This is a genomic window from Microcystis ichthyoblabe FBCC-A1114, assembly GCF_050500245.1.
Lineage (GTDB): Bacteria > Cyanobacteriota > Cyanobacteriia > Cyanobacteriales > Microcystaceae > Microcystis > Microcystis ichthyoblabe_A.
Map to the genome: position 1 here is coordinate 3013245 of NZ_CP191408.1, position 24095 is coordinate 3037339.

Annotated in this window: 20 protein-coding genes and 2 pseudogenes; 13 read left to right on the forward strand and 9 right to left on the reverse strand. The window is 42.3% G+C overall.

What is annotated here, in order from left to right; all coding sequences use genetic code 11:
* Together ACQY1Y_RS14455 and leuS are read right to left on the reverse strand one after the other, a co-directional pair.
* A complete protein-coding gene (locus ACQY1Y_RS14455) occupies nucleotides 1-378 on the reverse strand; it encodes a hypothetical protein (RefSeq protein WP_430013013.1) in 378 nt (125 codons plus the stop codon).
* Nucleotides 379-737: 359 nt separating this feature from the next.
* A complete protein-coding gene (gene leuS, locus ACQY1Y_RS14460; protein WP_430013014.1) occupies nucleotides 738-3290 on the reverse strand; it encodes a leucine--tRNA ligase in 2553 nt (850 codons plus the stop codon).
* A 434-nt stretch (nucleotides 3291-3724) separates the two neighbouring features.
* Between leuS and ACQY1Y_RS14465 the strand changes: the two genes are divergently transcribed.
* The 3 genes from ACQY1Y_RS14465 (at nucleotide 3725) to ACQY1Y_RS14475 (ending at nucleotide 5811) form a co-directional block, all read left to right on the forward strand.
* The gene (locus ACQY1Y_RS14465) at nucleotides 3725-4300 is read left to right on the forward strand and encodes a hypothetical protein (RefSeq protein ID WP_430013015.1); all 576 of its coding nucleotides are present in this window, start codon (nucleotides 3725-3727) and stop codon (nucleotides 4298-4300) included.
* 6 nt (nucleotides 4301-4306) lie between these two features.
* Nucleotides 4307-4675, forward strand: coding sequence for a DUF1818 family protein (locus tag ACQY1Y_RS14470; RefSeq protein WP_430013016.1), 369 nt, complete (start codon nucleotides 4307-4309; stop codon nucleotides 4673-4675).
* 65 nt (nucleotides 4676-4740) lie between these two features.
* The gene (locus tag ACQY1Y_RS14475) at nucleotides 4741-5811 is read left to right on the forward strand and encodes a YheT family hydrolase (RefSeq protein ID WP_002732942.1); all 1071 of its coding nucleotides are present in this window, start codon (nucleotides 4741-4743) and stop codon (nucleotides 5809-5811) included.
* Between the two features lie 198 nt (nucleotides 5812-6009).
* Here ACQY1Y_RS14475 and ACQY1Y_RS14480 read toward each other — a convergent pair whose 3' ends face one another.
* Nucleotides 6010-7005 (reverse strand): carbohydrate kinase family protein, encoded by a 996-nt coding sequence (locus ACQY1Y_RS14480; RefSeq protein ID WP_430014678.1) that lies wholly within the window; start codon nucleotides 7003-7005, stop codon nucleotides 6010-6012.
* A 478-nt stretch (nucleotides 7006-7483) separates the two neighbouring features.
* On the opposite strand from ACQY1Y_RS14480, the gene ACQY1Y_RS14485 reads away from it, so the two are divergent.
* Entirely contained in the window at nucleotides 7484-7954 is a 471-nt protein-coding gene (locus ACQY1Y_RS14485) for a GNAT family N-acetyltransferase (RefSeq protein ID WP_002735010.1), read from the forward strand.
* Here ACQY1Y_RS14485 and ACQY1Y_RS14490 read toward each other — a convergent pair.
* Both ACQY1Y_RS14490 and ACQY1Y_RS14495 read right to left on the reverse strand, forming a co-directional pair.
* Nucleotides 7890-8747 carry a sensor histidine kinase gene (locus ACQY1Y_RS14490; RefSeq protein WP_430013017.1) on the reverse strand — a complete coding sequence of 286 codons (858 nt, stop codon included), beginning with the start codon at nucleotides 8745-8747 and terminating at the stop codon, nucleotides 7890-7892. The genes ACQY1Y_RS14485 and ACQY1Y_RS14490 overlap by 65 nt on opposite strands.
* Nucleotides 8702-9289, reverse strand: a complete 588-nt coding sequence (locus ACQY1Y_RS14495; protein WP_430013018.1) for an L-threonylcarbamoyladenylate synthase — start codon at nucleotides 9287-9289, stop codon at nucleotides 8702-8704. Before ACQY1Y_RS14495 ends, ACQY1Y_RS14490 begins: the two co-directional genes overlap by 46 nt.
* A 193-nt stretch (nucleotides 9290-9482) precedes the next feature.
* On the opposite strand from ACQY1Y_RS14495, the gene ACQY1Y_RS14500 reads away from it, so the two are divergent.
* From ACQY1Y_RS14500 to ACQY1Y_RS14510, 3 genes are all read left to right on the forward strand, one after another.
* Complete coding sequence (locus ACQY1Y_RS14500) at nucleotides 9483-10010, forward strand: GIY-YIG nuclease family protein (protein WP_430013019.1); 528 nt, start codon at nucleotides 9483-9485, stop codon at nucleotides 10008-10010.
* Nucleotides 10011-10228: 218 nt separating this feature from the next.
* Complete coding sequence (gene trpD, locus ACQY1Y_RS14505; RefSeq protein WP_430013020.1) at nucleotides 10229-11263, forward strand: anthranilate phosphoribosyltransferase; 1035 nt, start codon at nucleotides 10229-10231, stop codon at nucleotides 11261-11263.
* Nucleotides 11264-11686: 423 nt separating this feature from the next.
* Nucleotides 11687-13228, forward strand: coding sequence for a ferredoxin--nitrite reductase (locus ACQY1Y_RS14510; RefSeq protein ID WP_430013021.1), 1542 nt, complete (start codon nucleotides 11687-11689; stop codon nucleotides 13226-13228).
* Between the two features lie 394 nt (nucleotides 13229-13622).
* Here ACQY1Y_RS14510 and ACQY1Y_RS14515 read toward each other — a convergent pair whose 3' ends face one another.
* Nucleotides 13623-14657, reverse strand: coding sequence for a PstS family phosphate ABC transporter substrate-binding protein (locus ACQY1Y_RS14515; RefSeq protein ID WP_430013022.1), 1035 nt, complete (start codon nucleotides 14655-14657; stop codon nucleotides 13623-13625).
* 375 nt (nucleotides 14658-15032) lie between these two features.
* Between ACQY1Y_RS14515 and pstS the strand changes: the two genes are divergently transcribed.
* The 5 genes from pstS to pstB (ACQY1Y_RS14540) all read left to right on the forward strand — a co-directional run bounded on the left by pstS (nucleotide 15033) and on the right by pstB (ACQY1Y_RS14540) (nucleotide 20087).
* The gene (pstS, locus tag ACQY1Y_RS14520; RefSeq protein ID WP_430013023.1) at nucleotides 15033-16154 is read left to right on the forward strand and encodes a phosphate ABC transporter substrate-binding protein PstS; all 1122 of its coding nucleotides are present in this window, start codon (nucleotides 15033-15035) and stop codon (nucleotides 16152-16154) included.
* Between the two features lie 94 nt (nucleotides 16155-16248).
* Nucleotides 16249-17208 carry a phosphate ABC transporter permease subunit PstC gene (gene pstC, locus ACQY1Y_RS14525; protein ID WP_002733267.1) on the forward strand — a complete coding sequence of 320 codons (960 nt, stop codon included), beginning with the start codon at nucleotides 16249-16251 and terminating at the stop codon, nucleotides 17206-17208.
* A 163-nt stretch (nucleotides 17209-17371) separates the two neighbouring features.
* Nucleotides 17372-18265 carry a phosphate ABC transporter permease PstA gene (pstA, locus tag ACQY1Y_RS14530; protein WP_002775638.1) on the forward strand — a complete coding sequence of 298 codons (894 nt, stop codon included), beginning with the start codon at nucleotides 17372-17374 and terminating at the stop codon, nucleotides 18263-18265.
* Between the two features lie 95 nt (nucleotides 18266-18360).
* A complete protein-coding gene (gene pstB / locus ACQY1Y_RS14535; RefSeq protein ID WP_002732845.1) occupies nucleotides 18361-19164 on the forward strand; it encodes a phosphate ABC transporter ATP-binding protein PstB in 804 nt (267 codons plus the stop codon).
* Nucleotides 19165-19289: 125 nt separating this feature from the next.
* Nucleotides 19290-20087, forward strand: a complete 798-nt coding sequence (pstB, locus tag ACQY1Y_RS14540; protein ID WP_002752590.1) for a phosphate ABC transporter ATP-binding protein PstB — start codon at nucleotides 19290-19292, stop codon at nucleotides 20085-20087.
* A gap of 320 nt (nucleotides 20088-20407) precedes the next feature.
* Here pstB (ACQY1Y_RS14540) and ACQY1Y_RS14545 read toward each other — a convergent pair.
* Nucleotides 20408-20500 (reverse strand): annotated as a pseudogene (locus ACQY1Y_RS14545) (Rpn family recombination-promoting nuclease/putative transposase); the annotation flags it as partial.
* 409 nt (nucleotides 20501-20909) lie between these two features.
* On the opposite strand from ACQY1Y_RS14545, the pseudogene ACQY1Y_RS14550 reads away from it, so the two are divergent.
* A pseudogene (locus tag ACQY1Y_RS14550) lies at nucleotides 20910-21624 on the forward strand (IS1 family transposase); the annotation flags it as partial.
* Nucleotides 21625-21843: 219 nt separating this feature from the next.
* On the opposite strand, the gene ACQY1Y_RS14555 reads toward ACQY1Y_RS14550, so the two are convergent.
* Nucleotides 21844-22539 (reverse strand): chromosome partitioning protein ParB, encoded by a 696-nt coding sequence (locus ACQY1Y_RS14555; RefSeq protein WP_430013024.1) that lies wholly within the window; start codon nucleotides 22537-22539, stop codon nucleotides 21844-21846.
* Nucleotides 22540-23889, reverse strand: coding sequence for an AAA family ATPase (locus tag ACQY1Y_RS14560; protein WP_430013025.1), 1350 nt, complete (start codon nucleotides 23887-23889; stop codon nucleotides 22540-22542).
* Between the last annotated feature and the right edge of the window lie 206 nt (nucleotides 23890-24095).

A 24095-nucleotide genomic window follows, 5' to 3' on the forward strand; every position in this document is an offset into this window, starting at 1 on the left:
CTAATCACAAAAATTGTCTAATGTTTCCCTAAAAACGTGAATAGCGAGAGGAGTTGCTACCACTACCAAAACTGGATTACCAGAAGTAGCAAAAAAACCAACTAATCCACCTAATATATTAGGTGCTAAATCATCTTTAACTCGGTCATGACATATTAATTGACGTGCTTGGGTGATAGCTTGTTGCCAAAAATTATTTTCATCTGCTCTCACTGTATCAATATTTGAACGCCTTGCTAATCTCATAGCAGCATACTTCAAATCGCCATCACACCGCTCAATTAAGTCAATATCTCCTAATGCGTTAGAATCCTCTGCCAATTCAGCGCGAAACTGGGCAATTTCTTCGGGGGTTACTTTAGTTGATTCAATATTCATAGGTTGTTCTTATTTAGGGTTTGCTGAAAAAGTAGGGGCGAAGCATTCGGGCAATAACCTATCGCTGAAACCTTAGATTTCCTATCCGAATGCTTCGCCCCTACAGGATGGGATCGCTGATGAAGAGGCAAGGTTTTGAACCACGATTCTCGCAAAACAGGTGCAAGGTTTTGCGAGAAAGGCCCTAAAGTCCTTACCTCGCCTACATTTCATATTTATTCAGCAAACCCTATTTACAGACGATGCTAATTGTATATTTTATCATCTATCGATAGTTTTTCATAGAAAGTGTTAATCTGACTGGTTACTGATAACTGAAAAGGTTATTAATTCCCTACCATTGTGATAATTGCTGTCATTTAAACCACGACAAAGTTAACTAATTTGCCCGGGACAACAATCACTTTTTTGATTTCCTTGCCCTCTAAATAACGTTGGGCGATTTCCGATTCCAGGGCGAGGGTTTCTAGGGTGCTTTTATCGGCACTAGCGGGAACTTGTATCGTGCCTCTGGTTTTTCCCAAAATTTGGATGACAAGGGTAATCTCGTCCACAATCAGGGCAGTAGGATCAACTTTTGGCCAGGGTTGCAGGTGAATTGATTGGCTATGGCCTAAAGCTTGCCATAATTCTTCGCTAAGATGGGGAGCAAAAAGGGAAAGTAAGATTAATAAGGTTTCGATTCCTTCCCGATAAATGGGGGATGCAAAACACTTATTATCCCCTAAAGCGTTACTGAGTTTCATCAATTCGGAAATGGCGGTATTAAATTGATAATCTCCTTCTAAATCCTCGGAGATTTCTTTAATAGCGGTGTGAATTGCCCGTCTTAAATCCTTGTCAGTTTTCGAGAAAGTTTCTATTTTTTTGACTTGCTTGGGTTTATTTTCAATATATTCGCTGACTAAACGCCACACCCGATTAAGAAAGCGAAATTGTCCTTCTACCCCCGCATCATCCCACTGTAAATCTTTTTCTGGGGGTGCAGTAAAAAGTATAAACATTCGGGCAGTATCGGCCCCATATTTTTCCAAGACTTTTAGAGGATCAACGCCGTTATATTTCGACTTAGACATTTTTTCAAAGAAGAAAGATAGAACTTCTCCCGTGTCTTTATCGCAATATTTATCCTCTTTATAGATAACATTTTCTGCGGGGACATATTTGCCAGTTTCGGGATTTTTGTAGGTTAATCCCTGTACCATTCCCTGGGTTAACAGACGGTTAAAAGGTTCATCAACATTAACTAAACCTCGGTCTCTTAAAACTTTGGTAAAGAAACGAGAATAGAGTAAATGTAGGATAGCGTGTTCGATTCCTCCGACGTATTGATCCACGGGCATCCAATCATTAACCTTCTCGAATTGAAAGGGTATATCTTCATTTTTAGCATCGGTATAACGGAGGAAATACCAACTAGAATCGATGAAAGTATCCATGGTGTCTGTTTCCCGTTTTGCGGGAGTGCCACAGCGAGGACAATCCACATTTACCCAGTCTTCTAATTTGGCTAAAGGAGAAGCACCTCGACCGCTAAATTCGACATTTTCCGGTAAAGTAACGGGTAAATTATCGATAGGTACTGGTACGGTTCCACAGTTAGGACAGTGGATAACTGGAATCGGACAACCCCAATATCTTTGACGGGAAATTAACCAATCCCGGAGACGATATTGTATTCTAGCTTTGCCGTAACCTTGGGCAGTGGCATAATCAATAATAGCGATTTTTCCTGCTGTAGAATGCAGCCCATTAAATTGAGCGGAATTAATCATAATTCCCGCTTCTGTATAGGCTTCTTTTAACTCAATTTCGCCACTTTCTGGAGTAATAACTATCTTAATTGGCAGGTTATTTTCCTGAGCGAATTTAAAATCGCGACTGTCGTGAGCCGGGACTCCCATCACTGCACCAGTACCGTATTCGTAGAGGACATAATCAGCAATTAAAATCGGAATTTCTTCACTGGTAAAAGGATTAATTGCCAGTCCTCCGGTTTTAATACCGCGTTTGGGTTTATCTTCGGCAGTTCTTTCTAATTCGCTTTCGCTGGCTATCTCTTGAATAAAAGTTTCTACGGCCGATTTTTGTTCGGGAGTGGTAACTTGTAAAGTTAAGGGATGTTCGGGAGCAAGTACCACATAAGTGACTCCATAAACCGTATCGGGACGAGTGGTAAAAACGGCAATTTTTTCTGTGGAGTTAACAAGAGGAAATTCTAAATAAGCACCTACCGATTTACCAATCCAGTTGGCCTGCATGGTTTTAACCCGTTCCGGCCAACCGGTAAGTTTATCTAAATCAGTGAGTAATTGTTCGGCATAATCGGTGATTTTTAGGAACCATTGCCGGAGTAATTTTCTTTCTACTTTAGCACCCGATCGCCAAGATTTTCCTTCACTATCTACCTGTTCATTTGCTAAGACAGTTTGATCGATAGGATCCCAATTCACTGCCGCTTCTTTTTGGTAGGCTAATCCCGATTCAAAAAACTGTAAAAATAGCCATTGGGTCCAACGATAATATTCCGGGGAACAGGTGGCAACTTCTCTTTCCCAATCGATAGATAATCCTAACTGTTGTAATTGCCGTTTCATCTGGGCAATATTTTGATCAGTCCATTTTGCCGGAGGAACTCCCCTTTCAATAGCGGCATTTTCTGCGGGTAATCCGAAAGCATCCCACCCCATGGGATGCAGCACGCGATAACCCTGCATTCTTTTCAGACGGGCAATCACATCGGTGATAGTATAGTTACGAACGTGACCCATGTGCAGGTTGCCTGATGGATAGGGGAACATGGAGAGGGCGTAAAATTTCGGTTTATCGGCGTTTTCTGGGGTTTTGTCCAATCCCATTTGCTGCCAAATCTTCTGCCATTTCTGTTCGATTTCTGCGGGGTTGTACGGCACTGGGGTCTTTTCTCCTGAGTTTTATCTATCCTTCCTATTTTACAGCAGCCGGCTGGGGGCGATTGCCAGTCTTGGGGTTATCTACCCTAGCAAAAACCCTCTGGGTTTTAAGTAAGTGGTTCTAATTAAATATGAAGATAGATTTTGGGTTCGATCCCCCCTATCGATTAGTCAGATCTTTCTTAACAAAAAGAGAAGAAACTTAAAAAAAGGGGAAACGATTGATAGGTATAGTTTTGAAAGAAGGAATCAAGGTGGAGGTCAGCAAAAAAATGGAGAAATGGGCAGCCCAAGAATTACAGTATGGTGGAAAACTTGGCTGGACAGCTTAGTACAAGTGTCCTAAAAGCTTCGGAAAATCTAGCCGCGATGAATGGCAATCTTTGTGTGACACTATTTATAAAAAGGTTCCGCTCAATTTATTCTTGATCAATATGCTATTAAAATTACCTAAAAACCTGAAAATTAAGCGAATAGTATTATTAGTATTCTGCCTAGGAATAGGAGTATTTGTCTGGTGGTTATCCTGGCAATCCACCGGGATGAGCCAAATTCAACGACCCGAAACAGTTGCCCAACAAATTTACCAAGCAATGCCAGATTTACCGAAAGAAAACAACTATATCCGTCGAGAGACAGGAGCGATCGATCCGAATAATACCCTAATCAGTCGCTTTCTTCGTTATCATCAAGATACCAAAAAAAGATTTACTCTCATCCGTTTTGATTGGCAATTAACCCTAGGGGATTACCTAGGAGTGAACGAGAAAATCAGCGAAGAAAACTATCCCGGACAAGCAACCCTTACCGTTAACCCGATGGCTGCCGATATCAAAGCGATGAACAGTCTTAATCGTCGTCAACGGCAGCAGTTAGTCACCCTTCTAGTCGAAATTTATAACCCCGCTATTCTCCCCCAAGAAACCCCCACTCCTAACCCTTCTCCTAGTCCCTCTCCCCCTCGTCCCTCCTTATCAAAACCGGGAGATGCTGACCTATTAAAATTCTAGAAAATTATGGAAAAAATTCTCAAATATGGTTCGGGTTGGCGACTCGGTTGGAATCCTACGGCAGCCGTTTATAAAGGATTAATTGGTGGCGATGATTGGGCGATGGAATTAACCGAGGCCGAGTGGCAAGATTTGCGTCGGTTACTATCACAATTGACCGCAACTATGTCCGCCATGGCCACAGAATTAATGGATGAAGAAAGTATTGCTTGTGAAGCGGAAAGCGAGCTTTTATGGTTAGAAGCGGCAGGATTTCCTGATAATTATTCCCTGCGATTGATTCTCTATCAAGGTCGCGGTTGTGAGGGCAATTGGTCAGCCACTGCCCTGCCAGAGTTGCTCGCCGCTTGGGACAATTTGCTTTACAATTTTTAAGAAAGCGGTGGACATAAGTTAATTTTTGTTTCCCCCTCTTGACTTTTTGATTCCCCTGTGCTGCCATGATTGCCCATCCGAGGACGAAGACCGATAATCTCACCTACACTCCGCCCCCATTGCTGAAAAACGGTTTTGCCATGACTCTCTATGTGTCCCTAAAAGCGCGAGAAACCTGGCAAAATACGATCGCTATTCCCGAACCAGTCTATCAAGAAACCATTTTCACCGGGGCCAATGCCGTCCCTATCTACGGGATTGTTTCCATTCCCCCGCAAGCGAAAGGAACAATTATCGGGACCTACGGCATCACGGGAGACTTAGATAATCAATGGTTTTTAAGGATTTTAGGCAGAAAAGCCGTAGCGAGAAACTACGCAGTCGTCCTCTTCGATTGGCGGGCCCACGGTAAGACAGCCGAATTATCCCCGACTCTCACCTCCGATGGCATCTATGAAGGGCTAGATTTCATCCATATTGCCGCCCAAGCTCAAAAAATGGGCTGTCCCGCCCCTTTTTGGTTCACAGGTTACTCTCTGGGGGGACAATTAGCCCTCTGGGGAATTAAATCGGCAGAGAATCAGGAAGATATGGGGATCGATCCCGTCGATATCGGCGGTGGGGCGGTAATTTGTCCTAATTTAGACTCTAATCGTTCCTTATCCTATCTCGTCCGGGATACCTGGGGGAAACATCTGGAAAAAGCGATCGCCAGGGAATTACGCAAGTTAGCCAAACGCATCCATAAAGCTCATCCCGATCATATCGATCCCGAAGCAATTACTCGCGCCACCACGATTGCCGGATTCGATCGAGAATTAGTGATTAAAAAGCTAGGATTTGAGACAGTTTTTGACTATTATGCCGCTAGTAGTCCCTTGCCCTTTCAACCCTATTTAACTAAACCCACTTTTATCCTCTACGCGGCCGATGATCCCCTCTTTTCCCCCGCAGTTATTCCCGATCTGCAAGCAGCGATCGCTGATAATCCCCACGTGGATCTACTCTTAACCAACCACGGTGGTCATGTGGGTTATATCAGCAGTTTATCCTGTCAGCGTCAGTGGGGCGATAGCGATCGCTGGTGGGCATGGAATCGGGTTTTAGACTGGTTTGACCAAAAAACTGGCAAATAATACTAAATCCGTTGAGTATAGGCTATATATCAGGATAGGCAAAAGACAAAAGGCAAGAGGCAAGAGGCAAAAGGCAAAAGGCAAAAGGCAAGAGGCAAGAGGCAAAAGGCAAAAGGCAAAAGGCAAAAGGCAAGAGGCAAAAGAGAGAAATAGATAATCAGTTTTTAATAACTGGATTTAGTATATAAGGGCTAGTTTCTAGGAGTCAAAGGCCGCTAGAAACTCCTCCACCTGTTCCCGAGTCGGTTGGGATGCGATCGCGCCTGCTCTTCTTGTCACCATTGCCCCCACCGCACAGGCATAAATCACCGCGTTACGCGCTAAATCGGCATTTTCCCCGATTTTATCGCCTCCCAGACCAGCACGAGCCAAAAAACCCGCCACAAAGCCATCCCCCGCCCCAGTGGTATCCACCACCTCCCCAGAAAAAGCCTCGACATTGCCGCTATTTTCGCCTAAATGATATTTACAACCTTTTGCGCCGCCAGTAACCAGAATTGCCCCTAAATTGGGGTATTTTGACGATATTTCTCCCGGGTTATCAGTGCCAAATAACCATGCTGCTTCTTCCTCGCTACATTTGAGCAAATCGGCCTGGACGATAAAATCTCGAATGATATCAGGGGCAGCCTCAAGATTAGGCCAAAAAACCGGTCGCCAGTTGATATCGATCAATACTTTCACTCCGTAAATTTTAGCCAATTCGAGGGCGCGTTGCATTGCCCGGCGGGAAAGGGGATAGGCTAACCCTAGGGTTCCCATCACTAGATAATCGGCATTTTTAAACAGATTTTCGGGCAATAGGTCAGCATTAAGGGCAGTATCGGCAAAATCAGTCGTTTTTCTGCCGCCAAAACCCGCAAAATGTCTGTCTCCCCCAGCATCGCGGGTGACATAAACTTGTCGGGTGGGTAGGGTGGCATGATACTGTACACCAGTGGTATCGACTCCGAGAGCGTCTAGCAAGGCGATTAACTGTTCTCCGGGTTGATCTTTGCCCACACAACCGATAAAAGCCGAATTTATGCCCAATTTTCGCAATCCACAGGCCACGTTTGCCGGCGCACCCCCCGCGTAGGTTGTCCAAGAAGTTACTTTCTCTATAGAGCGATCGCTTTGATCGGCAATTAGATCATAGAGGATTTCCCCTAAACAAATGACAGACACCGGCGAAGATCTTTGATTGTTAAGCATTGCTGTGGGGTGTGGGAAACTTTTTTCAGTGTTGCCAAAGGCACGGCGTAGCCGTCCAGTAAACAGTAAACAGTAATCAGTGAGGTTCTTCGTTACTTGGTATGATTCGATCGGGGGGCATAAATCGACTAAATCCTTATTTGGTAAGAGACTTAATTGATTAGTTCGTTCAGGAGCGAAAACAATTGACAAAAATCACCAAATGCTTTTTTCTGCAAGGGTTTCATCCCTTAAAACTCCCGTCATGGCATCACACAAACCGAAGAACCATCAGTGAACTGAAAACTCTCATCTGATAACTGATAACTGATCACTGATCACTGATTAATAACTTGTCAAGAAATCACGATAAATCAACTAGAGATTATCTGAGGCATTGAGTATAATTAGACACATAGATTAGGGGAAATTGCTCATAAATCAGTCCGATCGAGCGTGAATCCTCTTTTATTTTTTAGTCTTAGACTAAGGAAATATCATGGTTGATTGTAGTCAGATTCAGTTTGACGAGGATAAAAGCAAGATAGATTTATTGCAACTACGAGAATTATTTAATTTAACCGCATTTTGGGCAATAGATCGCCGTTTAGAAGATTTAGAAACCGCAATTGACTATAGTGATCCGGTGGTGACGGTGTGGAATGAGCGGCAATTAATTGGTTTTGCTCGGGCCACTTCTGACGGCATTTATCGGGCAACTATTTGGGATGTGATTGTTCATCCCGATTATCAGGGGGCCGGTTTAGGACGTAAATTAGTAGAAACAGTTTTGGCCCATCCCCGAATAAATCGGGTGGAAAGAGTCTATTTGATGACTACTAACCAACAACAATTTTACCAGCGCATTGGTTTCCAAAGCAACGCCACCACGACGATGGTATTATTTAATCGTTATCCCGAGGAGTTTTCCTGTCCGGCGATCGAGGTAAAGAAAAAACGATCTCTGTGAGCTTGTCCTGACTATTGTTATCGATTCGATCTAAGCTCATTTCCCCCCCCGATACTTCGATAATGCCTTTCGCTAACTGGAATTTAAGACTAGGAGAAAAGCCAAGAACTTGAGTAAATTGTTTGACTTCTTCTGGCTTTGATTCTAAACTCAAGGATGAAATTTCTGGCATTGGCCAGAGAGGGATTTCCCCCGTAAACTCTAGACTAATAGTGACTTTTTTCTCGTCAAGAGCGCTTACGGATATACAAATAGAGCCACTTCCTGGGTTGGCGATCGCTGCATCGACGAGAAGAACAAGAGCGGAGGATAAACATTGATAATCGGCAATAATAGCAATATCATCAGTTAAAGGGCTAAATTTAAGCTGAATATTGCGATTAGCTGCCTGTAAATAGGTTAAACTTGCCCAATCTTGCCAGAGTTTAGTTAAAGAAAAAATTTCTCGCTCCAGAGGTATAGTACCCGACTCTAGCTTCGAGAGATTAATCATCTCATCGAGCATTGCCATCAGTTTACGGCCTGCCAGTTGTCCCTGGGCGATAAATTCCCTTTCTTCGGCCGGACTTTCACAAAGATCGGCGAGAATCATTTGATGGAGACTGATCATACTGCTCAATGGCGATCGCAATTCGTGGGCAACCCGTCCCAAAAAACTGCTTTTGAGGTGATTAATTGCCACAGCCATCTGATAAGCGAGACGAGTTTGCTGTAATTCCCGTTTTAAAGCGTCAATATCGTCCATATTTACAGAAAAACTGCCCCTTGTCGTAAGATATCCCATCTTTGACATTGCCAACGTGCGACGGTGGAGGGTTGTCCACTATTGATTATTCCCCATGCTTGCCTTTCTGTGGGTGCTAACACCGTCACCGAGGGAAAAGTAGTCATAATCGCTTCTGGAGTTAATAAAGGCTCTTGTCCTGACAGATTAGCACTTGTGGTCGCTAAAACACCAGTTCGACCGAGAATTTCTCTTGCGATCGCATGAGCAGGAACTCGGACACCAATCGTGCTAGGATCCTTTGGGTTAAGAACTTTTGGTACTTTTTCAGAAGCGGGTAAAACCAAAGTTAGGGAGCCGGGCCAGTATTTTTCGGTCATTTGCCGCCAAATTTCCCTTTCTTCCTGATTTCCCTTGACATAATCCCATAAATCTGCTGCTGAGGCCGCCATGAGAATTAAAGGTTTATCAAAAGTCCGTTTTTTAGCGGCAAAAACTAAGGCAGCATAGGGGGGAGAAACCGCTAAAGCGGGGACTGTATCCGTGGGAAAAGAAACCACCTGACCACTTAGGGCTGCGTGAACAATTTCGTTAAGAGAAGCAGTAGGCATTGAGAATTGATCATTTTTGGGGACTAATTTAGCCTAAGACTTTTTGGTACAATTTTAAACGGGTAGGGTTGATTCATGAATCAACCCTACCTTGAATCAACCCTACCTTGAATCAATCCTACTTGATCAGCGGTGGATCTGAAAGTTTTTAACACCTACCTACTTATCTCCAACCAATTAGCGACGATTAATTATGAATGAGTCTGATACTTTGGCTAATCTCGAACAATTAGAATACATTCCCTACCTAGATGCCACCGGTAATATCTGTGTTGATTTCCAGGGAAAAATCGGGGTTTATGCCATTTTTGATCGAGAACAAGTCTTAGAGTTTGTCGGCTATTCTCGTGATATTTATCTCAGTTTAAAACAACATCTTGCCCGACAGCCTCAAGCTTGTTATTGGCTAAAAATACAGGTGATTGAGCGTCCTAATCGAACTATTCTCGAATCGATTAAACAAGCTTGGCTAAGAGAAAGTCAGGCAGTAATCAGCAATGAAAAACTCTGGACAGAACCAATTGATGCTAAATTAGCCATGACTGAGACAGAAAAAGAAATTTATCAAAGTGCTGACGAATTGGGGCAAATCAAGTTATTAAAACAGGTATCCAGACGAGTAGAAAACGATGTTTTATCAACTCTAGAAAAACGGGGAGTACAGATGGAAATTCGTTTTAATCCCAAGTTAAAAGAACAGGGTTTGCTCGATTTGAAGTAAAAATTAAGTAGGTAGGCGTTAAAAGTTATCAGATGCCCCCCTTATCAAGGGGGGACTAAGGGGGGATCGGCACCCCCCTTATCAAGGGGGGCAGGGGGGATCGAACCTAAAATTCATTTTTAATTTAATTATAACCAGCTACTTACTAGGAGCGATCGATTCTCCAGACAAACCGCTATGATAGTATATCGCCCCATCCCCACACCAATGGAACAGCGATGACCACTCCAGACTGGCCAAACCTACTGCAGCAACTACTCGATCAAAAATCCCTTTCCCTTAACCAAGCTGAAGAATTAATGACCGGATGGTTAAACGGCCAGATTCCGGAAGTTTTATCGGGGGCGATGTTAGCGGCTTTGCAAGCAAAAGGAGTCTCGGCCGCCGAATTAGCGGGAATGGCCGGAGTTTTACGGCAACAATCTCGCTTAGAAGACCCTAAACCCCATACTACTCCCGTTATCGATACCTGTGGCACCGGCGGTGACGGGGCCTCAACCTTTAATATTTCCACTGCCGTGGCTTTTGTGGCGGCCGCTGGGGGCGCAAAAGTGGCTAAACACGGCAATCGCTCGGCCTCCAGCAAGGTCGGTTCGGCCGATGTTTTAGAATATCTTGGGGTTAATTTAAGCGCCCCTAGCGAGAAAGTGGCGGCGGCTTTAGATGGGGTGGGAGTGACCTTTCTTTTTGCCCCCGGTTGGCATCCAGCCCTGAAAAGTGTGGCTAATCTCCGCAAAACCCTGAAAGTTCGCACGGTTTTTAATCTTCTGGGTCCTCTAGTTAATCCTCTCCGTCCCACAGGTCAAGTTATCGGGGTTTATGACCAGCAATTTCTCACCCCGATGGCCACAGCTTTGGCACAAATGGGAACCCCAAAGGCGATTATTGTTCACGGCCGGGAAAAACTCGACGAGGTGGGGTTGGGAGATCTGACCGATATGGCTTTATTAAATAATGGCGAGGTGATTTCGTCGGCAATCGATCCCTTGTCAATTTCTATCCCTAGAGCCAGTTTAAATGCCCTTAAAGGCGGGGAAGTGCCAGAAAATGCCGAAATCCTCAAAAATGTTCTGCAAGGGGGGGGAACGCCCGCTCAACGGGATGCTGTGGCGATTAATGCCGCTCTTGCCCTACAGGTGGCAGAAAAGGTCACTTTTGGCGATCATACTGCTGGTTTCGCCCTCGCACGCGAGATTTTAGCCAGTGGGTTAGCTTGGCAAAAATTAGAGGAGTTGGTTAAGTTTCTCGCTTAGGAAAATTCAGAGGAGATAGGGTGATAGGGTTTTGGGGTGATAGGGTTTTGGGGTGATAGGGTGATGAGACAGCTTCCCCACTTCCCCCCACCTCCCCACTTCCCCACATCCCCACTTCATAATTCATAATTCATAATTCATAATTTACAATTCCCTGCTCCCTTCCCTCCACACCCCACCTCAATGCACTTACTGCATGATATAAATGCTTAAACACGATGGTGAGCGAATTTCTGTTACAAACAATACAAAATCACCCAAGTTAAAACGAATTAAATAACAAATAGAGACTAGGTAAATTACTAAATTTTTGCTAATGACGACGGTATTTTAAAGAATACTTATTGTTAAATCCCGATTTCTTCATTTCTAACCCGCACCAACTAGAACAATTACACCCACAAATCAGAAGGAGATAGATTCATGGTACAAGCACCTGAAAAAGATGGAACAACTCTCAATAAATTCGAGAAATTTAAAGCCGAGAAAGACGGATTAGCCATTAAAGATGAACTAGATCATTTTGCCCAAATCGGTTGGGAAGCGATGGATAAAACCGATTTAGAACATCGCTTAAAATGGGTGGGGGTTTTTTATCGTCCTGTCACCCCGGGTAAGTTCATGATGCGTTTACGGGTTCCTAACGGCATTATTAGCAGTGAGCAAATGCGCGTTTTAGGGGAAATTGTGCAGCGTTACGGCGATGATGGTAATGCCGATATTACCACTCGTCAGAACTTACAATTACGCGGTATTCGTATCGAAGATATTCCTGATATTTTCCAACGACTAAAATCCGTGGGCATGACTTCGGTACAATCGGGCATGGATAATGTCAGAAATATTACCGGTTCACCCATGGCAGGACTAGACGCAGATGAATTAATTGACACCAGGGAATTAGTCCAAAAAGTCCAAGATATGATTACCAACTACGGTCAAGGTAATTATCAATTTAGCAATCTGCCCCGCAAATTTAATATTGCCATCGAGGGGTGCCGGGATAACTCGGTTCATGCGGAAATTAACGATATTGCCTTTGTTCCTGCCTATAAAGAAGGAGAATTAGGCTTTAATGTCGTGGTGGGTGGCTTTTTCTCGGCTAAACGCTGTGAAGCGGCAATTCCCATGAATGTTTGGGTGAGACCTAATCAGGAGGTGGTGGATTTATGCCGAGGGATTTTAGAAGTTTACCGCGATAACGGATTGCGTGCCAATCGTCAAAAATCCCGTTTAATGTGGTTAATTGATGAGTGGGGAATCGAGGAATTCCGCACGCGGGTGGCTAATCAGTTAGGTTATCCCTTGGCAACGGCAGCCGAAAAAGACGCTATTGACTGGGAAAAACGGGATCATTTAGGAGTTTTTCCCCAAAAACAGGAGGGATTGAGCTATATCGGTCTTTGTGTTCCCGTTGGTCGTCTATTTGCCGATGATATGTTCGATTTAGCCCGGATTGCCGAAGTGTATGGCAGCGGAGAATTGCGTTTAACTGTGGAACAAAACGTGATTATCCCGAATATAGCGGCTGAAAATGTGGCGACTCTTTTAACCGAGCCTTTACTGGTTAAGTTTACCCCCAATCCCGCACCTTTACAACGAGCGCTCGTTTCCTGTACGGGGGCGCAATTCTGCAATTTTGCCCTGATTGAAACCAAAAATAAGGCTGTGGACTTGATTCGTCAGTTAGATGCTGAATTAAATATCCCCCGGGGTGTGCGTATGCACTGGACTGGTTGCCCTAACTCCTGCGGACAACCCCAAGTGGCCGATATCGGTTTGATGGGGACAAAAGCTCGCAAAGACGGCAAAACCGTCGAGGGAGTTGACCTCTACATGGGGGGTAAAGTGGGTAAAGATGCTCACCTGGGAAGTTGTGTACAAAAAGGGATTCCCTGTGAAGACTTAAAATCGGTGTTAACTTCTATCCTCATCGAGCAATTTGGGGCGACACCGAAGGGTTAATTGACAAGTTTCTCGATACGCTGGGGGGTTTATCCCCTCTTTTTTTTTCTGTATCTCTGTTGGGTGAAATTGGCAAACCTTTTGCTATGTTAGGAGGCAGATAGGAGTAGGAAAATCCTTATATATTTTCCTTTCATACTAAATCCGGTTGTTAAAGACTGATTATCTATGGCTCTCTTGGATTTGGTGGGTAAAATGTATTCTAAGATACAGTCCTGCTGGCGAGGGAGTAGAAGGAACCACTCCAGACACAGAGGACACAAAGATCGATCCTATGTAAGTTAAACTTATCACACAGAACCTAGAAGAGCCTATCTATTTATTGCCCCTATTGCCTATTGCCTCTCCTGATATGTAGGCTATACTCAAGGGATTTAGTATGAGATGGGAATCGTTACTTCGCTTCAAATTGAGCTTGTTTGCGAAGTAATTCCCCGATGGTTAAATTGGGTTGAGGTCGGCCATTAAAAACCGTTCCTACCTCAAATTTTTGCAACTGTACCCGTGCCAAATGATAGGCCTCATCCGGTAGGGGAATATAACCAATAGTATCTAATAAATCAGGAACTCGATCGAGATAATATTCGACAAATTTCTCTAAAGCGGGATTCTCTTGGGCTTTTTGGGCATTAACATAAATAAACAAAGGACGAGATAAAGGCTGATATTTACTATCCTCGACATTGCCGCGAGTTGGTTCAATACCGTTAACTTTCAAAGCTTTTAATTTATCCCGATTTTGTTCATAGTAAGCATGGCCAAAATAGCCTAAAGCGTTGGCATCTTGACTGACGGCATTAACTAAAGCTTGGTCATCTTCACTAAAGTTAAAATCCCCACGACTGGCATCTTTGCCGTTAATTACCTCACTAAAAAAATCGTAGGTTCCGGAATCTTTACCCGGCCCGTGAAGGGTAATCGGTTGGTCGGGCCAAGCGGGATTAATTTGATTCCAACGTTTGATTGTATTCTCGGCCGCTGGTTCCCAAATAGTTCTTAATTCTGTGGTGGAAATATCATCAACCCAGTTATTTTGGGGATTGACTACCACGGTTAAAGCATCAAAAGCGATCGGTAGTTCGATAAATCTGACCTTATTAGCATCACATTCTTTTAATTCTTCCACAGAAATCGGCCGAGAAGCATTATTAATATCTATTTCTCCCGCACAAAATTTTCTAAAACCGCCGCCAGTTCCTGAAATATTAGCGTCAATTTTAACATCAGCCAAAGCTTTGTTAGGGGTATTAGCTTTAAAATCTTCGAGAACTTTATCAGTAATTGGTGCTACGGTACTCGAACCATCGATTTTAATTGGTTTTAGATCTTGAGGATTAATATTGGCACAAGCGGGTAAAAGTAGAGCAGTTCCTAGTATGGTTGCGACTACTTTGGTCGGACGAGATAGCTGAGTAAAGATTTCTAGCATAGGTGTCAAAAGGAGAAAGTAAAAACGGGTATTGGGGAGACTTTTCAGTTATCAGTGGGGAAGTGGGAAGAAAAAAGCTGAGGGATGATGGCTAAAAACCTTAATCTTTTCTTTGTTGTTTTTACGTCACTATAATGGTAGGGAAAGAGAAACCCCCTATCTAGACAGGAAAAGTTAGCGGCTTTACCCGCGACTTAAAACTAATGTTCAGTCAAAGTAGATAGTAAAAGAAGTTGAGATTTTTGTCTAGTTATCGAGAAAATTTTTATTGACAATACATTACGTTCTTTTATTCACTTCTTAACCTATTCTTTACCAAGCAGTGGTAACTTTTAGCGTAAGATTTAAGGCAGTTTACGGATCAAAATTAATCCTATGCTCAACAAAAACAGAACCCATTTACTAACAGCCTTATCCCTAGCGACTTTAACAGCGACTTTAACCGCTTGTGGTGGCGACGATACGGCAGGAACTAGCGGAGAGGGAAGCAATAGAATCGCCCAGGTTCCCCTAAAAGGAGAGGTCGCCCTCAATGGTGCGGGTGCTTCTTTTCCTGCACCCCTATATCAAAACTGGTTTGTCACCATTAATCAACTATTTTCCAAACTACTAATTAACTATCAATCTACCGGTAGCGGGGCGGGAGTCGAACAATTTATCCAAGGTACGATCGATTTTGGCGCTTCCGATGTGGCCATGAGTGACGAGGATATGGCCAGAGTTAGCCGAGGGGTTTTACTGCTACCGATGACGGCGGGAAGCATCGTTATGGCTTATAATTTGCCCGGAGTAGAAGGGCTGAAACTAAGTAGAGAAGCCTATGTAGGAATCTTTTTAGGCACGATTACCCGTTGGAACGATGCCAAAATTGCCGCCGATAACCCCGATTTAAAACTACCCGATGAAGAAATTACCGTAGTTCACCGGGCAGACGGTAGCGGAACAACGGGAGTTTTTACCAAGTTTTTAAGCGCCGTTAGTCCCGAATGGAAAAAAAGCATCGGGGAAGGAAAAGCCGTACAATGGCCGACCAAAAAAGGTAAATTTCTTGGCGGTAGAGGCAATGAGGGTGTAACTGCCCTAATTCAACAAAATCAAGGCTCGATCGGCTATATCGAGTACGGTTTCGCTAAAAATAATAACCTGCCCACGGCCGCCCTGCAAAATCAGGCGGGTAAATTTGTCATTCCCGATGAAACCAACGCCGCTGCTACCCTCGCTAACGTCGAACTGCCTGAAAATTTACGCGCTTTTATTGTCGATCCGCCGGGAGAAAATTCCTATCCCATTGTCACCTATACCTGGATGTTGGTTTACAAAAAATACAACGATCCCCAAAAAGCTTTAGCAATGGAGGCGATGATTGAATTTGGACTTAACCAAGGACAAGAACAAGCAGCTCCCCTTGGTTATATTCCCCTACCGAAAAACGTTCGGGAACGAGTAGCCGCCGCTGCCGATGTCATCTATCCTGATTACACGATCAACGTGGATTAGTCGCCGAAAAAATGTATTCAAAGTTACAATAGTAGTGGAGAAAGGCCAATTTCTCCCTTAGCTGCCGCAAACTAGCTGGATTTAAACCCTAATCATGAGTGCGCCCACAGTTCCACCCGACTCAAATTTTAAAGAACGTCCAGAATCGGAAAAAATCCTCGATAAAGGCTTTGTTGGATTAACCACCGCCTTTGCCATCGCTATTGGGCTGATTTTGCTCCTAATTGCCCTAGTTATTTTTATTCGGGCCCTACCAGCGATTCAAACCTTTGGTCTGGGATTTTTGACCAGTAGTGCTTGGAATCCCGTGCGCGGTCGGGAAGAATTCGGAGTTCTGCCGGTTATCTACGGAACTCTCGTTAGTTCTCTGATTGCCCTCCTGATTGCTGTTCCCCTCGGTATCGGTTCAGCCATTTTTTTAAGCGAAGATTTTATTCCCTTAAATGCGCGGACAATTTTGGTTTTTCTCGTACAACTTTTGGCCGCTATTCCCAGTGTTGTTTACGGATTATGGGGTATCTTTGTATTGATTCCTATCCTCAGACCCCCTGGTAACTGGTTAAATGCTAATTTTAGTTGGATTCCTCTGTTTAGTACTCCTTTAGGGGGCCCTGGAATGTTACCGGCGGGGGTTATTTTAGCAATTATGATCCTGCCGATTATTATCGCTATCTCTCGCGACTCTTTGGCCGCTTTACCGCCGGATTTGCGACAAGCTTCCCTAGGTTTGGGGGCCACCCGTTGGGAAACGATTTTTCGAGTCTTAATTCCTGCCGCTTTTTCTGGGATTGTCGGGGGGATTATGTTAGCTTTAGGGCGTGCTTTAGGGGAAACCATGGCAGTAACGATGATTATCGGCAATTCTAACCGCATTAGTGCCTCTATTCTCGCCCCCGCTAACACGATCGCTTCCTTATTGGCTAACCAATTCGCCGAAGCATCGGGAATGCAAGTATCGGCACTCATGTATGCGGGTTTTGTTCTCTTGGTTTTGACCCTAGTAGTCAATATCTTCGCAGAATTAATCGTTAATCGCGTCAAAGCTAAGTATTAAGCCATCAGTTATCAGTTTTGAGTTTTGAGTATTAAGTGTTCATCATCAAATGGCAGTTTACTGCTGTCTTTTCACTGTTCACTGATTACTGTTCACTGTTTACTGATTACTGATTACTGTTCACTCTTCACTGATAACTGATAACTGATAACTGATAACTGATATGGATAGTGGGAATTTAGGCAATAATCTCAAAAAGAAACCGAGTAGTCCTCGATCGCTATTGGGGACAATTATGACCGTTCTCTCGGCTTTATGTTTAGCTGTCACCGTGATTCCCCTTTTTGCCGTCCTAGGCTTTGTTTTTGTGCAAGGGGTGGGTCGTTTAAACGCTAATCTCTTTACCAAATTACCGCCACCACCGGGTTTAGGAGGAGGAGGCATCGCTAATGCCATTTTAGGTACAATTATCGTCGTTGCCCTGGCTACAGCGATCGCAGTTCCCATCGGCGTTTTAGCGGCGGTTTATCTCTCGGAATTTAGCGGTGACAACAAACTTGCCCAGGGTGTGCGCTTTGCTACCAACGTTTTAGCGGGTGTCCCTTCAATTATTGTCGGGGTTTTCGCCTTCGGTTTGTTAGTTGCGCCCTTATTTGGCGAAGGAACAGCCCTTTTAGGCTTTTCTGCCCTTGCCGGTTCGATCGGTTTAGCGGTGTTAATGTTACCGACTATTATTAGAACCACCGATGAGGCTTTAAAAATCGTTCCCCAAGACATCCGCTGGGCAGCCATGGGTTTAGGGGCCTATAACTACCAAACCGTCCTAAAAATCGTCCTTCCTGCGGCAGTTCCCGCTATTTTAACCGGTGTAACCTTAGCAATTGCTAGGGCTGCTGGAGAAACCGCCTCCTTAATTTTTACGGCATTATTCTCTAACTTTTGGCCTCGGGGTGTCTTTGAACCGATTGCCACCCTTTCGGTCCTAGTTTTCAACTTTGCTACTGCCCCTTTTGCCCCTCAACAGCAATTAGCTTGGGCAGGTGCTTTAATTCTCGTGCTTTTGGTGTTGGTAACTAACATTTTATCCCGTTTAGCCACGCGCCAGAAAACCTATTAAGTCAAGGAAAAAGTGAAAAGCAAAAAGGGATATTTAAGTAAAAATCTACCTATCTTTCTGATTCCTAAATTAGCCAAATTCAAGGTAAATAATTTATGCTAACTAATTCTAACCCCCATTCTACAGGAACCGTTTTAAAGGTCGATAAGGCTGATATTTACTATGGTAATTATCGGGCAGTGCGGGACGTTTCCATCGATATTCCCAAAAATAGAGTCACCGCTTTTATCGGACCCTCTGGCTGTGGAAAAAGTACCATTCTCAGGTGTTTTAATCGTCTCAATGATTTAATTCACGGTTTTCGTATTGACGGCAAAGTTTTTTATCATAACCAAGATATTTACTCTCAAGAGGTAGATCCTGTCGAAGTCAGAAAATATATCGGTATGGTGTTCCAGCGCCCTAATCCTTTTCCCAAATCCATCTATGATAATGTGGTTTACGGAGCGCGATTAAATGGTTATAAAGGCGATTTAGATGAATTAGTAGAAACTTCCCTGCGTCGAGCAGCTCTCTGGGAAGAAGTAAAAGATAAACTGAAAGAAAGCGGTTTTTCCCTATCGGGGGGACAACAACAAAGATTATGTATTGCTCGCACTATTGCCGCTCAACCAGAAGTATTATTAATGGATGAACCCTGTTCGGCACTGGATCCAATTTCAACTTTAAAAGTTGAGGAATTAATGCACGAATTAAAAGAACGTTATACAATTATTATTGTTACTCACAATATGCAACAAGCTACTAGAGTAGCGGATTTAACGGCTTTTTATAACGCTGAACCCACCGATAAAGGTGGCAAAATTGGTTATTTAGTCGAGTTTGATCATACGGACAAAATCTTCGGTGATCCTCAAGAACAAGCAACTAAAGATTATGTTAGTGGACGTTTTGGCTAAATCAGTTATCAGTTATCAGTTATCAGTTATCAGTATAAAGTGGCAAGTTTGGAGTTTTCTTTTCACTGATTACTGTTTACTGGTCACTGAAAAAAACACCCATCTCCTTATTTCCTTTGAAAATTATGTATAGTAGCGATGTTGTCACCGATGCAGTTTTGAGAACCAAAAACTTAAACGTTTACTACGGTTCTAATCTCGCTGTTCGTGATGTTAACCTTGATATTCCCGAGAAAAAAGCGATCGCTTTTATCGGTCCTTCTGGCTGCGGAAAAAGTACGGTTTTGCGCTGTTTTAATCGCATGAATGATCTAGTTAAAAGTGCCAAAATTGAGGGAAAAGTTACCTTTCGGGGCCAAGATATTTATGGTAATTCCGTTAATCCTATCGGGTTACGCAGTCGCATCGGTATGGTTTTTCAGAAACCGAATCCTTTCCCCAAATCTATCTATGAAAATATCGCTTTTGGGGCGCGATTAAATGGTTACATCGGTGATATGGATCAATTAGTAGAGGAATCTTTAAAAAAAGCCGTTCTCTGGGATGATGTTAAAGATAAACTCAAGGAAAGTGGTTTAGCTTTATCGGGAGGACAACAACAAAGGTTATGTATTGCTCGCGCTATTGCGGTTAAACCGGAAGTTGTTTTAATGGATGAACCCTGTGCGGCACTCGATCCAATTTCTACCCTAAAAATTGAGGAATTAATTCACGAATTGAAAACCCAATATACTATAGTTATTGTCACCCACAATATGCAACAAGCGTCGCGGGTTTCTGATTTAACGGCTTTTTATAATGCTGAACCGACCCCAAAAGGTGGTAAAGTGGGTTATTTAGTGGAATATGATCGCACAGAGGTTATCTTTCAAAATCCCGCTCAAGAGTCCACTAGAGATTATGTTAGCGGTCGTTTTGGTTAGAGTATTAATAATTAATCGTTATTCATGATTCCGGGATAGATTAATTTTTTCCATCTGGAATGATTGAAAAACGATTAACTTAACTGACTGCGAAAACCTTTGGCACTAATAGTTAAAAGTATCACAGAGAAACTAATCGGAGCCAATAAATGAATAGAAAAACCAAAGATAAAAAGAGTCATCAGGACGGAGAGAATTAGTTTGATAAAATTGCCCGATTACCGATAAATTTATAGGCAGTTTTAGGGAACTTCTCGCCTCTTTTTTATGTCTGAGTCTAAGACCGTAGCGAGGGTAATATAATCTAATTGTGCTGGTAGTTTTCCCCGTTTTTGACCTTCTTCTCTACCTTCTTTTATTGCTTCTTGATAGACTTTAGTTTGTTTGAGATGGCTAAGACTAAATAGGACTTCAAAAAATAAGCTTATTAACATTAAGCACCCCCACAGTAATGCCAAGAATTCATCGCTTTAAAATACTGTTGAGTTCTATAGTTTAACACACTATAAATTTTACCTCGTTCATCACCCGGTGGACAATCATCTGGCACTTGAGTTAAACATAGTTTTACTTTATCGCCGGGTAAAGCTGTTTTTCAAGCTGGAACTTCATCAATTTTCACATAGAAAAACAGGTAATGATTCGGTAGTAGTGGCGTAGCTCTCTTGCTTACCTGGTATGAATTGTGTAAAATATTTATTAATAAAAATAATTGGAACCCGATCAGTCTTTAAACCTCTAGCTTGATCATGACTTTTCTGATAAATATCTTTTTCTGGCTCCTGTCTGGCTTACTCAAATATCAGTCTAGCACCGAACAAAATCCCCCCTTCACCTCTATTCCCCTGTCCTAATTGTGGTTCTCACCATACTATCAAGAATGGTTCTATTCATAATGGAAAACCCAAACGTCAATGTAAAGAATGTGGTCGTCAGTTTGTGATCAATCCCACTAATAAAACCGTCTCTGACGGAACCAAACAATTAATTGATAAACTCTTGCTCGAACGAATTTTCTTACGAGGAATTGCTAGAGTAACAGGAGTAAGTTGGTCATGGTTACAAAATTACGTCAACAATAAATTGGCATCTGTCCCTCGTCAAGTAAAGGTTTCAGACAAACCAAAAGGTAAATTAGTTATAGAATGTGATGAGATGTGGTCTTTTGTTTTTTCTAAGACGATAAAGGTTTATATTTGGCGGTTAATTGATAGAAAGACAAGAGAAATTATTGGTTGCTATGCGCGGAGATAGGAGTCGTCAATCAGCCAAAAAACTTTGGGGCTAGTTTACCAGGTGTTTACCGACAATGCGCGGTTGCTTACACAGACTTTTGGGAGTCCTATAAGACAGTAATTCCTAGTAAACGTCATCGGGCAGTAGGTAAAGAAACTGATCAAACTAATCCTATTGAAAGATTAAATAATACCTTTCGACAAAGGATTTCTCGGCTGGTGAGAGAGAGTCTATCTTTCTCTAAAAAAATGGAGAATCATGTTGGGGAACCCTTTGGTATTTTATCCATGACTACAATGCACAGCAAAGCAAAGGATTAAGCCACCATCACTACTACCGAATCACCACCAGAATTGTTAAAAAAGCAGCTATTACTGGGGTAGTTGTCATAAGTTTTCTCTTTTCACCCTTCTTCTGGTTAATCTTTGCCCGCTATCGGATCAGAATTTTTTCCTGATCTTCCATTATTATAACATCCATCGGTAGGGTGTGTTAAAGTAGCTCAACACACCCACAAAAATCAATTAGAAGTCAGCAAATAATCGACAAGCTTAATTAATCTTTTCTCTTTAACTCCTGAGACTGGGCGATTTAGGATATCTTCCAAAGAATCAAAGGGCTTTTCTGAACGTTTTTTCAGAAAGTCATTAACAGATGCAGGTGGAATTCCCACTTTTTTAAGTTGATTAGCATCACAGCTATTCAAAAGCTCTAAAATCGACTTAGAAGGAGGAGAAGGAGGAGAAGGAGGAGAAATAATAATTTTTTCTTCCAGTCTTTTGATTTCTTTTTGGTACTCCTCTCGGATTGCTTGTAACTGGGTTTCTAATCGTTTTTCAAGATTACTCATCCTCAATTCTAGAGGATTATCTATTTTTTCATGCGTGGTAATTAACACAGGAGAAGGAGATAATAACTTCATTTGCTGTAAAGCGATACTCTCCGCTTCTTTATCAACTACAAAAGCGTTAATCATCTCGATTTCAGGAACTTTCTGATTGGCGATGACAGAAGCATAATATTCTAAATCTCCACTGATAATATCATAACGTTCATCAACTTTTTTATTATCAGCTTTTTTGAGAATAGCAGGGCGAATAAGTCCACCCATTTCAATAATAAGATTGGCTAAATTCTCTAATTCAGTTTCGGAAAAGGTTTCTCTGGGAAGGGAAGGATTAATATCAGTAATATCGACTCGTAAAAATTTCCACATTTATTTAACTCCTATTTTAGCTAAAACTTCAATTGCTAAGGCTTCAAATTCTGCTGCTGATACTCCCGCATCAGCTTGATGTTCGGCATAATCGATTATAGATTGGGGGGCAGGAATTTCTAAATCTCCCACGGTAACGTATTGATTTATACAGCGAGATAAAGGCATTCTTTCCGAGATAGTCGATTCCATCAAAGGTAAATTATATTTGTCTGGAATCACTTGTTTTTGTTTGGGAAAATTATATTTTAAGTATTGAGCATGGGTGGAAATTTTGGAAGGTAAAACGCCTAAAATTTGTAGGGTTGGTTTACCCAAATCTCCACGACTTTCATTGATTTCCTCTTGAACAAAGTTTTTAACGCTATCTAATCCTTGATTAGAAAATGGTTTAAGATCAGAAGGGATTATCAGATAGTCAGCTGCAATTAAAGCAATGCGTGCATATAAATCAAGTGCGGGAGGTGCATCAATAATTACAATATCGTATTGATTATTTACTTTCTCTAATTTTCTTGCCAATCTAGCAAATACCGCCGCATTATCTTTAATTTTTGCTTGGTTAGCAATTAAAGATATGTGAGAGGGAATAACATCAATTTCTGGATGATTGAATCCTTGAGACTTTCTGACGATATTCTCAATAAAAATGCGGTTACTGTTATCTAGTAAATGAAAGACATTTTTATCTTTTAAATCATCGTCATCATCGAATTGAAACTTAATTAAACCAACGGCAAAGGTACTATTAGCTTGAGCATCAATATCAATTAATAATACTCGCTTGCCTTTTTTACTCAAAGCTGCCGCTAGATTGGTAGCGACGGTGGTTTTGCCAACACCACCTTTATGATGATAAATTGCGATGGTTTTCATGGGGTTTCTGTGGTTGATTGTTGGAGAATTGAGCGGTGGAATACCTAAAGATAAGGTTTCGTAACCAATCAGAGATTTTAACTGTTCTAAGTGAGAGGCAATTTCTAACCCAGAACATCTAAAAACTAAATAAATTTTATCGGGTTTTCTTCGATAAAGTTGAATCTCATCACCATTGGTTAATAATCCCCACTGCACTTTAAAATAGTTGAGATAATAACCTAAGCGGTGACGATGATTGATGAGCTTTTCTCTGGGATTTTTAGCCTCGATAATTAGACAGTGAGAGGCAAAAAACTGCCTTTTATTGATAGGTTTTTGAGCGGAAACAAGGAAATCTAAGCGGACTTTACCGAAGCTAACTTGTTGATACCAATGTTCGGCATTGTAGCCTAGGTTTGGGAGTAAATACTGGACAATTAGTTTACTCTCCACTTCCCTTTCGTTATGACAATGATGAGGATTGAAAGTCACACATTTGAGGAAATACTTAAGAACAACTTATTGTTAGTTTAAATGATGACAGTCCTTCTCGTCAAGGTGAAGCACAGACTAAACTTAATCGAGTATTTCAGCTGCAAGAACAAACCCCATCTATCCCAGAAAATCTACATATTGAGATGCACATCAGTCAATTTACGGGTTCATGACAGTAGGATGTTTATCTAGCACTTTTGACA

Coding starts and splice junctions, on each gene's coding strand:
- ACQY1Y_RS14510 (WP_430013021.1), top strand. CDS start 11,687: ATGGTACAAGCACCTGAAAAAGATGGAACAACTCTCAATAAATTCGAG.
- pstA (WP_002775638.1), top strand. CDS start 17,372: ATGGATAGTGGGAATTTAGGCAATAATCTCAAAAAGAAACCGAGTAGT.
- ACQY1Y_RS14555 (WP_430013024.1), bottom strand. CDS start 22,539: ATGTGGAAATTTTTACGAGTCGATATTACTGATATTAATCCTTCCCTT.
- ACQY1Y_RS14500 (WP_430013019.1), top strand. CDS start 9,483: ATGAATGAGTCTGATACTTTGGCTAATCTCGAACAATTAGAATACATT.
- pstC (WP_002733267.1), top strand. CDS start 16,249: ATGAGTGCGCCCACAGTTCCACCCGACTCAAATTTTAAAGAACGTCCA.
- pstB (WP_002732845.1), top strand. CDS start 18,361: ATGCTAACTAATTCTAACCCCCATTCTACAGGAACCGTTTTAAAGGTC.
- ACQY1Y_RS14485 (WP_002735010.1), top strand. CDS start 7,484: ATGGTTGATTGTAGTCAGATTCAGTTTGACGAGGATAAAAGCAAGATA.
- ACQY1Y_RS14465 (WP_430013015.1), top strand. CDS start 3,725: ATGCTATTAAAATTACCTAAAAACCTGAAAATTAAGCGAATAGTATTA.
- pstS (WP_430013023.1), top strand. CDS start 15,033: ATGCTCAACAAAAACAGAACCCATTTACTAACAGCCTTATCCCTAGCG.
- ACQY1Y_RS14480 (WP_430014678.1), bottom strand. CDS start 7,005: ATGCTTAACAATCAAAGATCTTCGCCGGTGTCTGTCATTTGTTTAGGG.
- ACQY1Y_RS14490 (WP_430013017.1), bottom strand. CDS start 8,747: ATGTCAAAGATGGGATATCTTACGACAAGGGGCAGTTTTTCTGTAAAT.
- ACQY1Y_RS14495 (WP_430013018.1), bottom strand. CDS start 9,289: ATGCCTACTGCTTCTCTTAACGAAATTGTTCACGCAGCCCTAAGTGGT.
- pstB (WP_002752590.1), top strand. CDS start 19,290: ATGTATAGTAGCGATGTTGTCACCGATGCAGTTTTGAGAACCAAAAAC.
- ACQY1Y_RS14475 (WP_002732942.1), top strand. CDS start 4,741: ATGATTGCCCATCCGAGGACGAAGACCGATAATCTCACCTACACTCCG.
- ACQY1Y_RS14455 (WP_430013013.1), bottom strand. CDS start 378: ATGAATATTGAATCAACTAAAGTAACCCCCGAAGAAATTGCCCAGTTT.
- trpD (WP_430013020.1), top strand. CDS start 10,229: ATGACCACTCCAGACTGGCCAAACCTACTGCAGCAACTACTCGATCAA.
- ACQY1Y_RS14515 (WP_430013022.1), bottom strand. CDS start 14,657: ATGCTAGAAATCTTTACTCAGCTATCTCGTCCGACCAAAGTAGTCGCA.
- ACQY1Y_RS14470 (WP_430013016.1), top strand. CDS start 4,307: ATGGAAAAAATTCTCAAATATGGTTCGGGTTGGCGACTCGGTTGGAAT.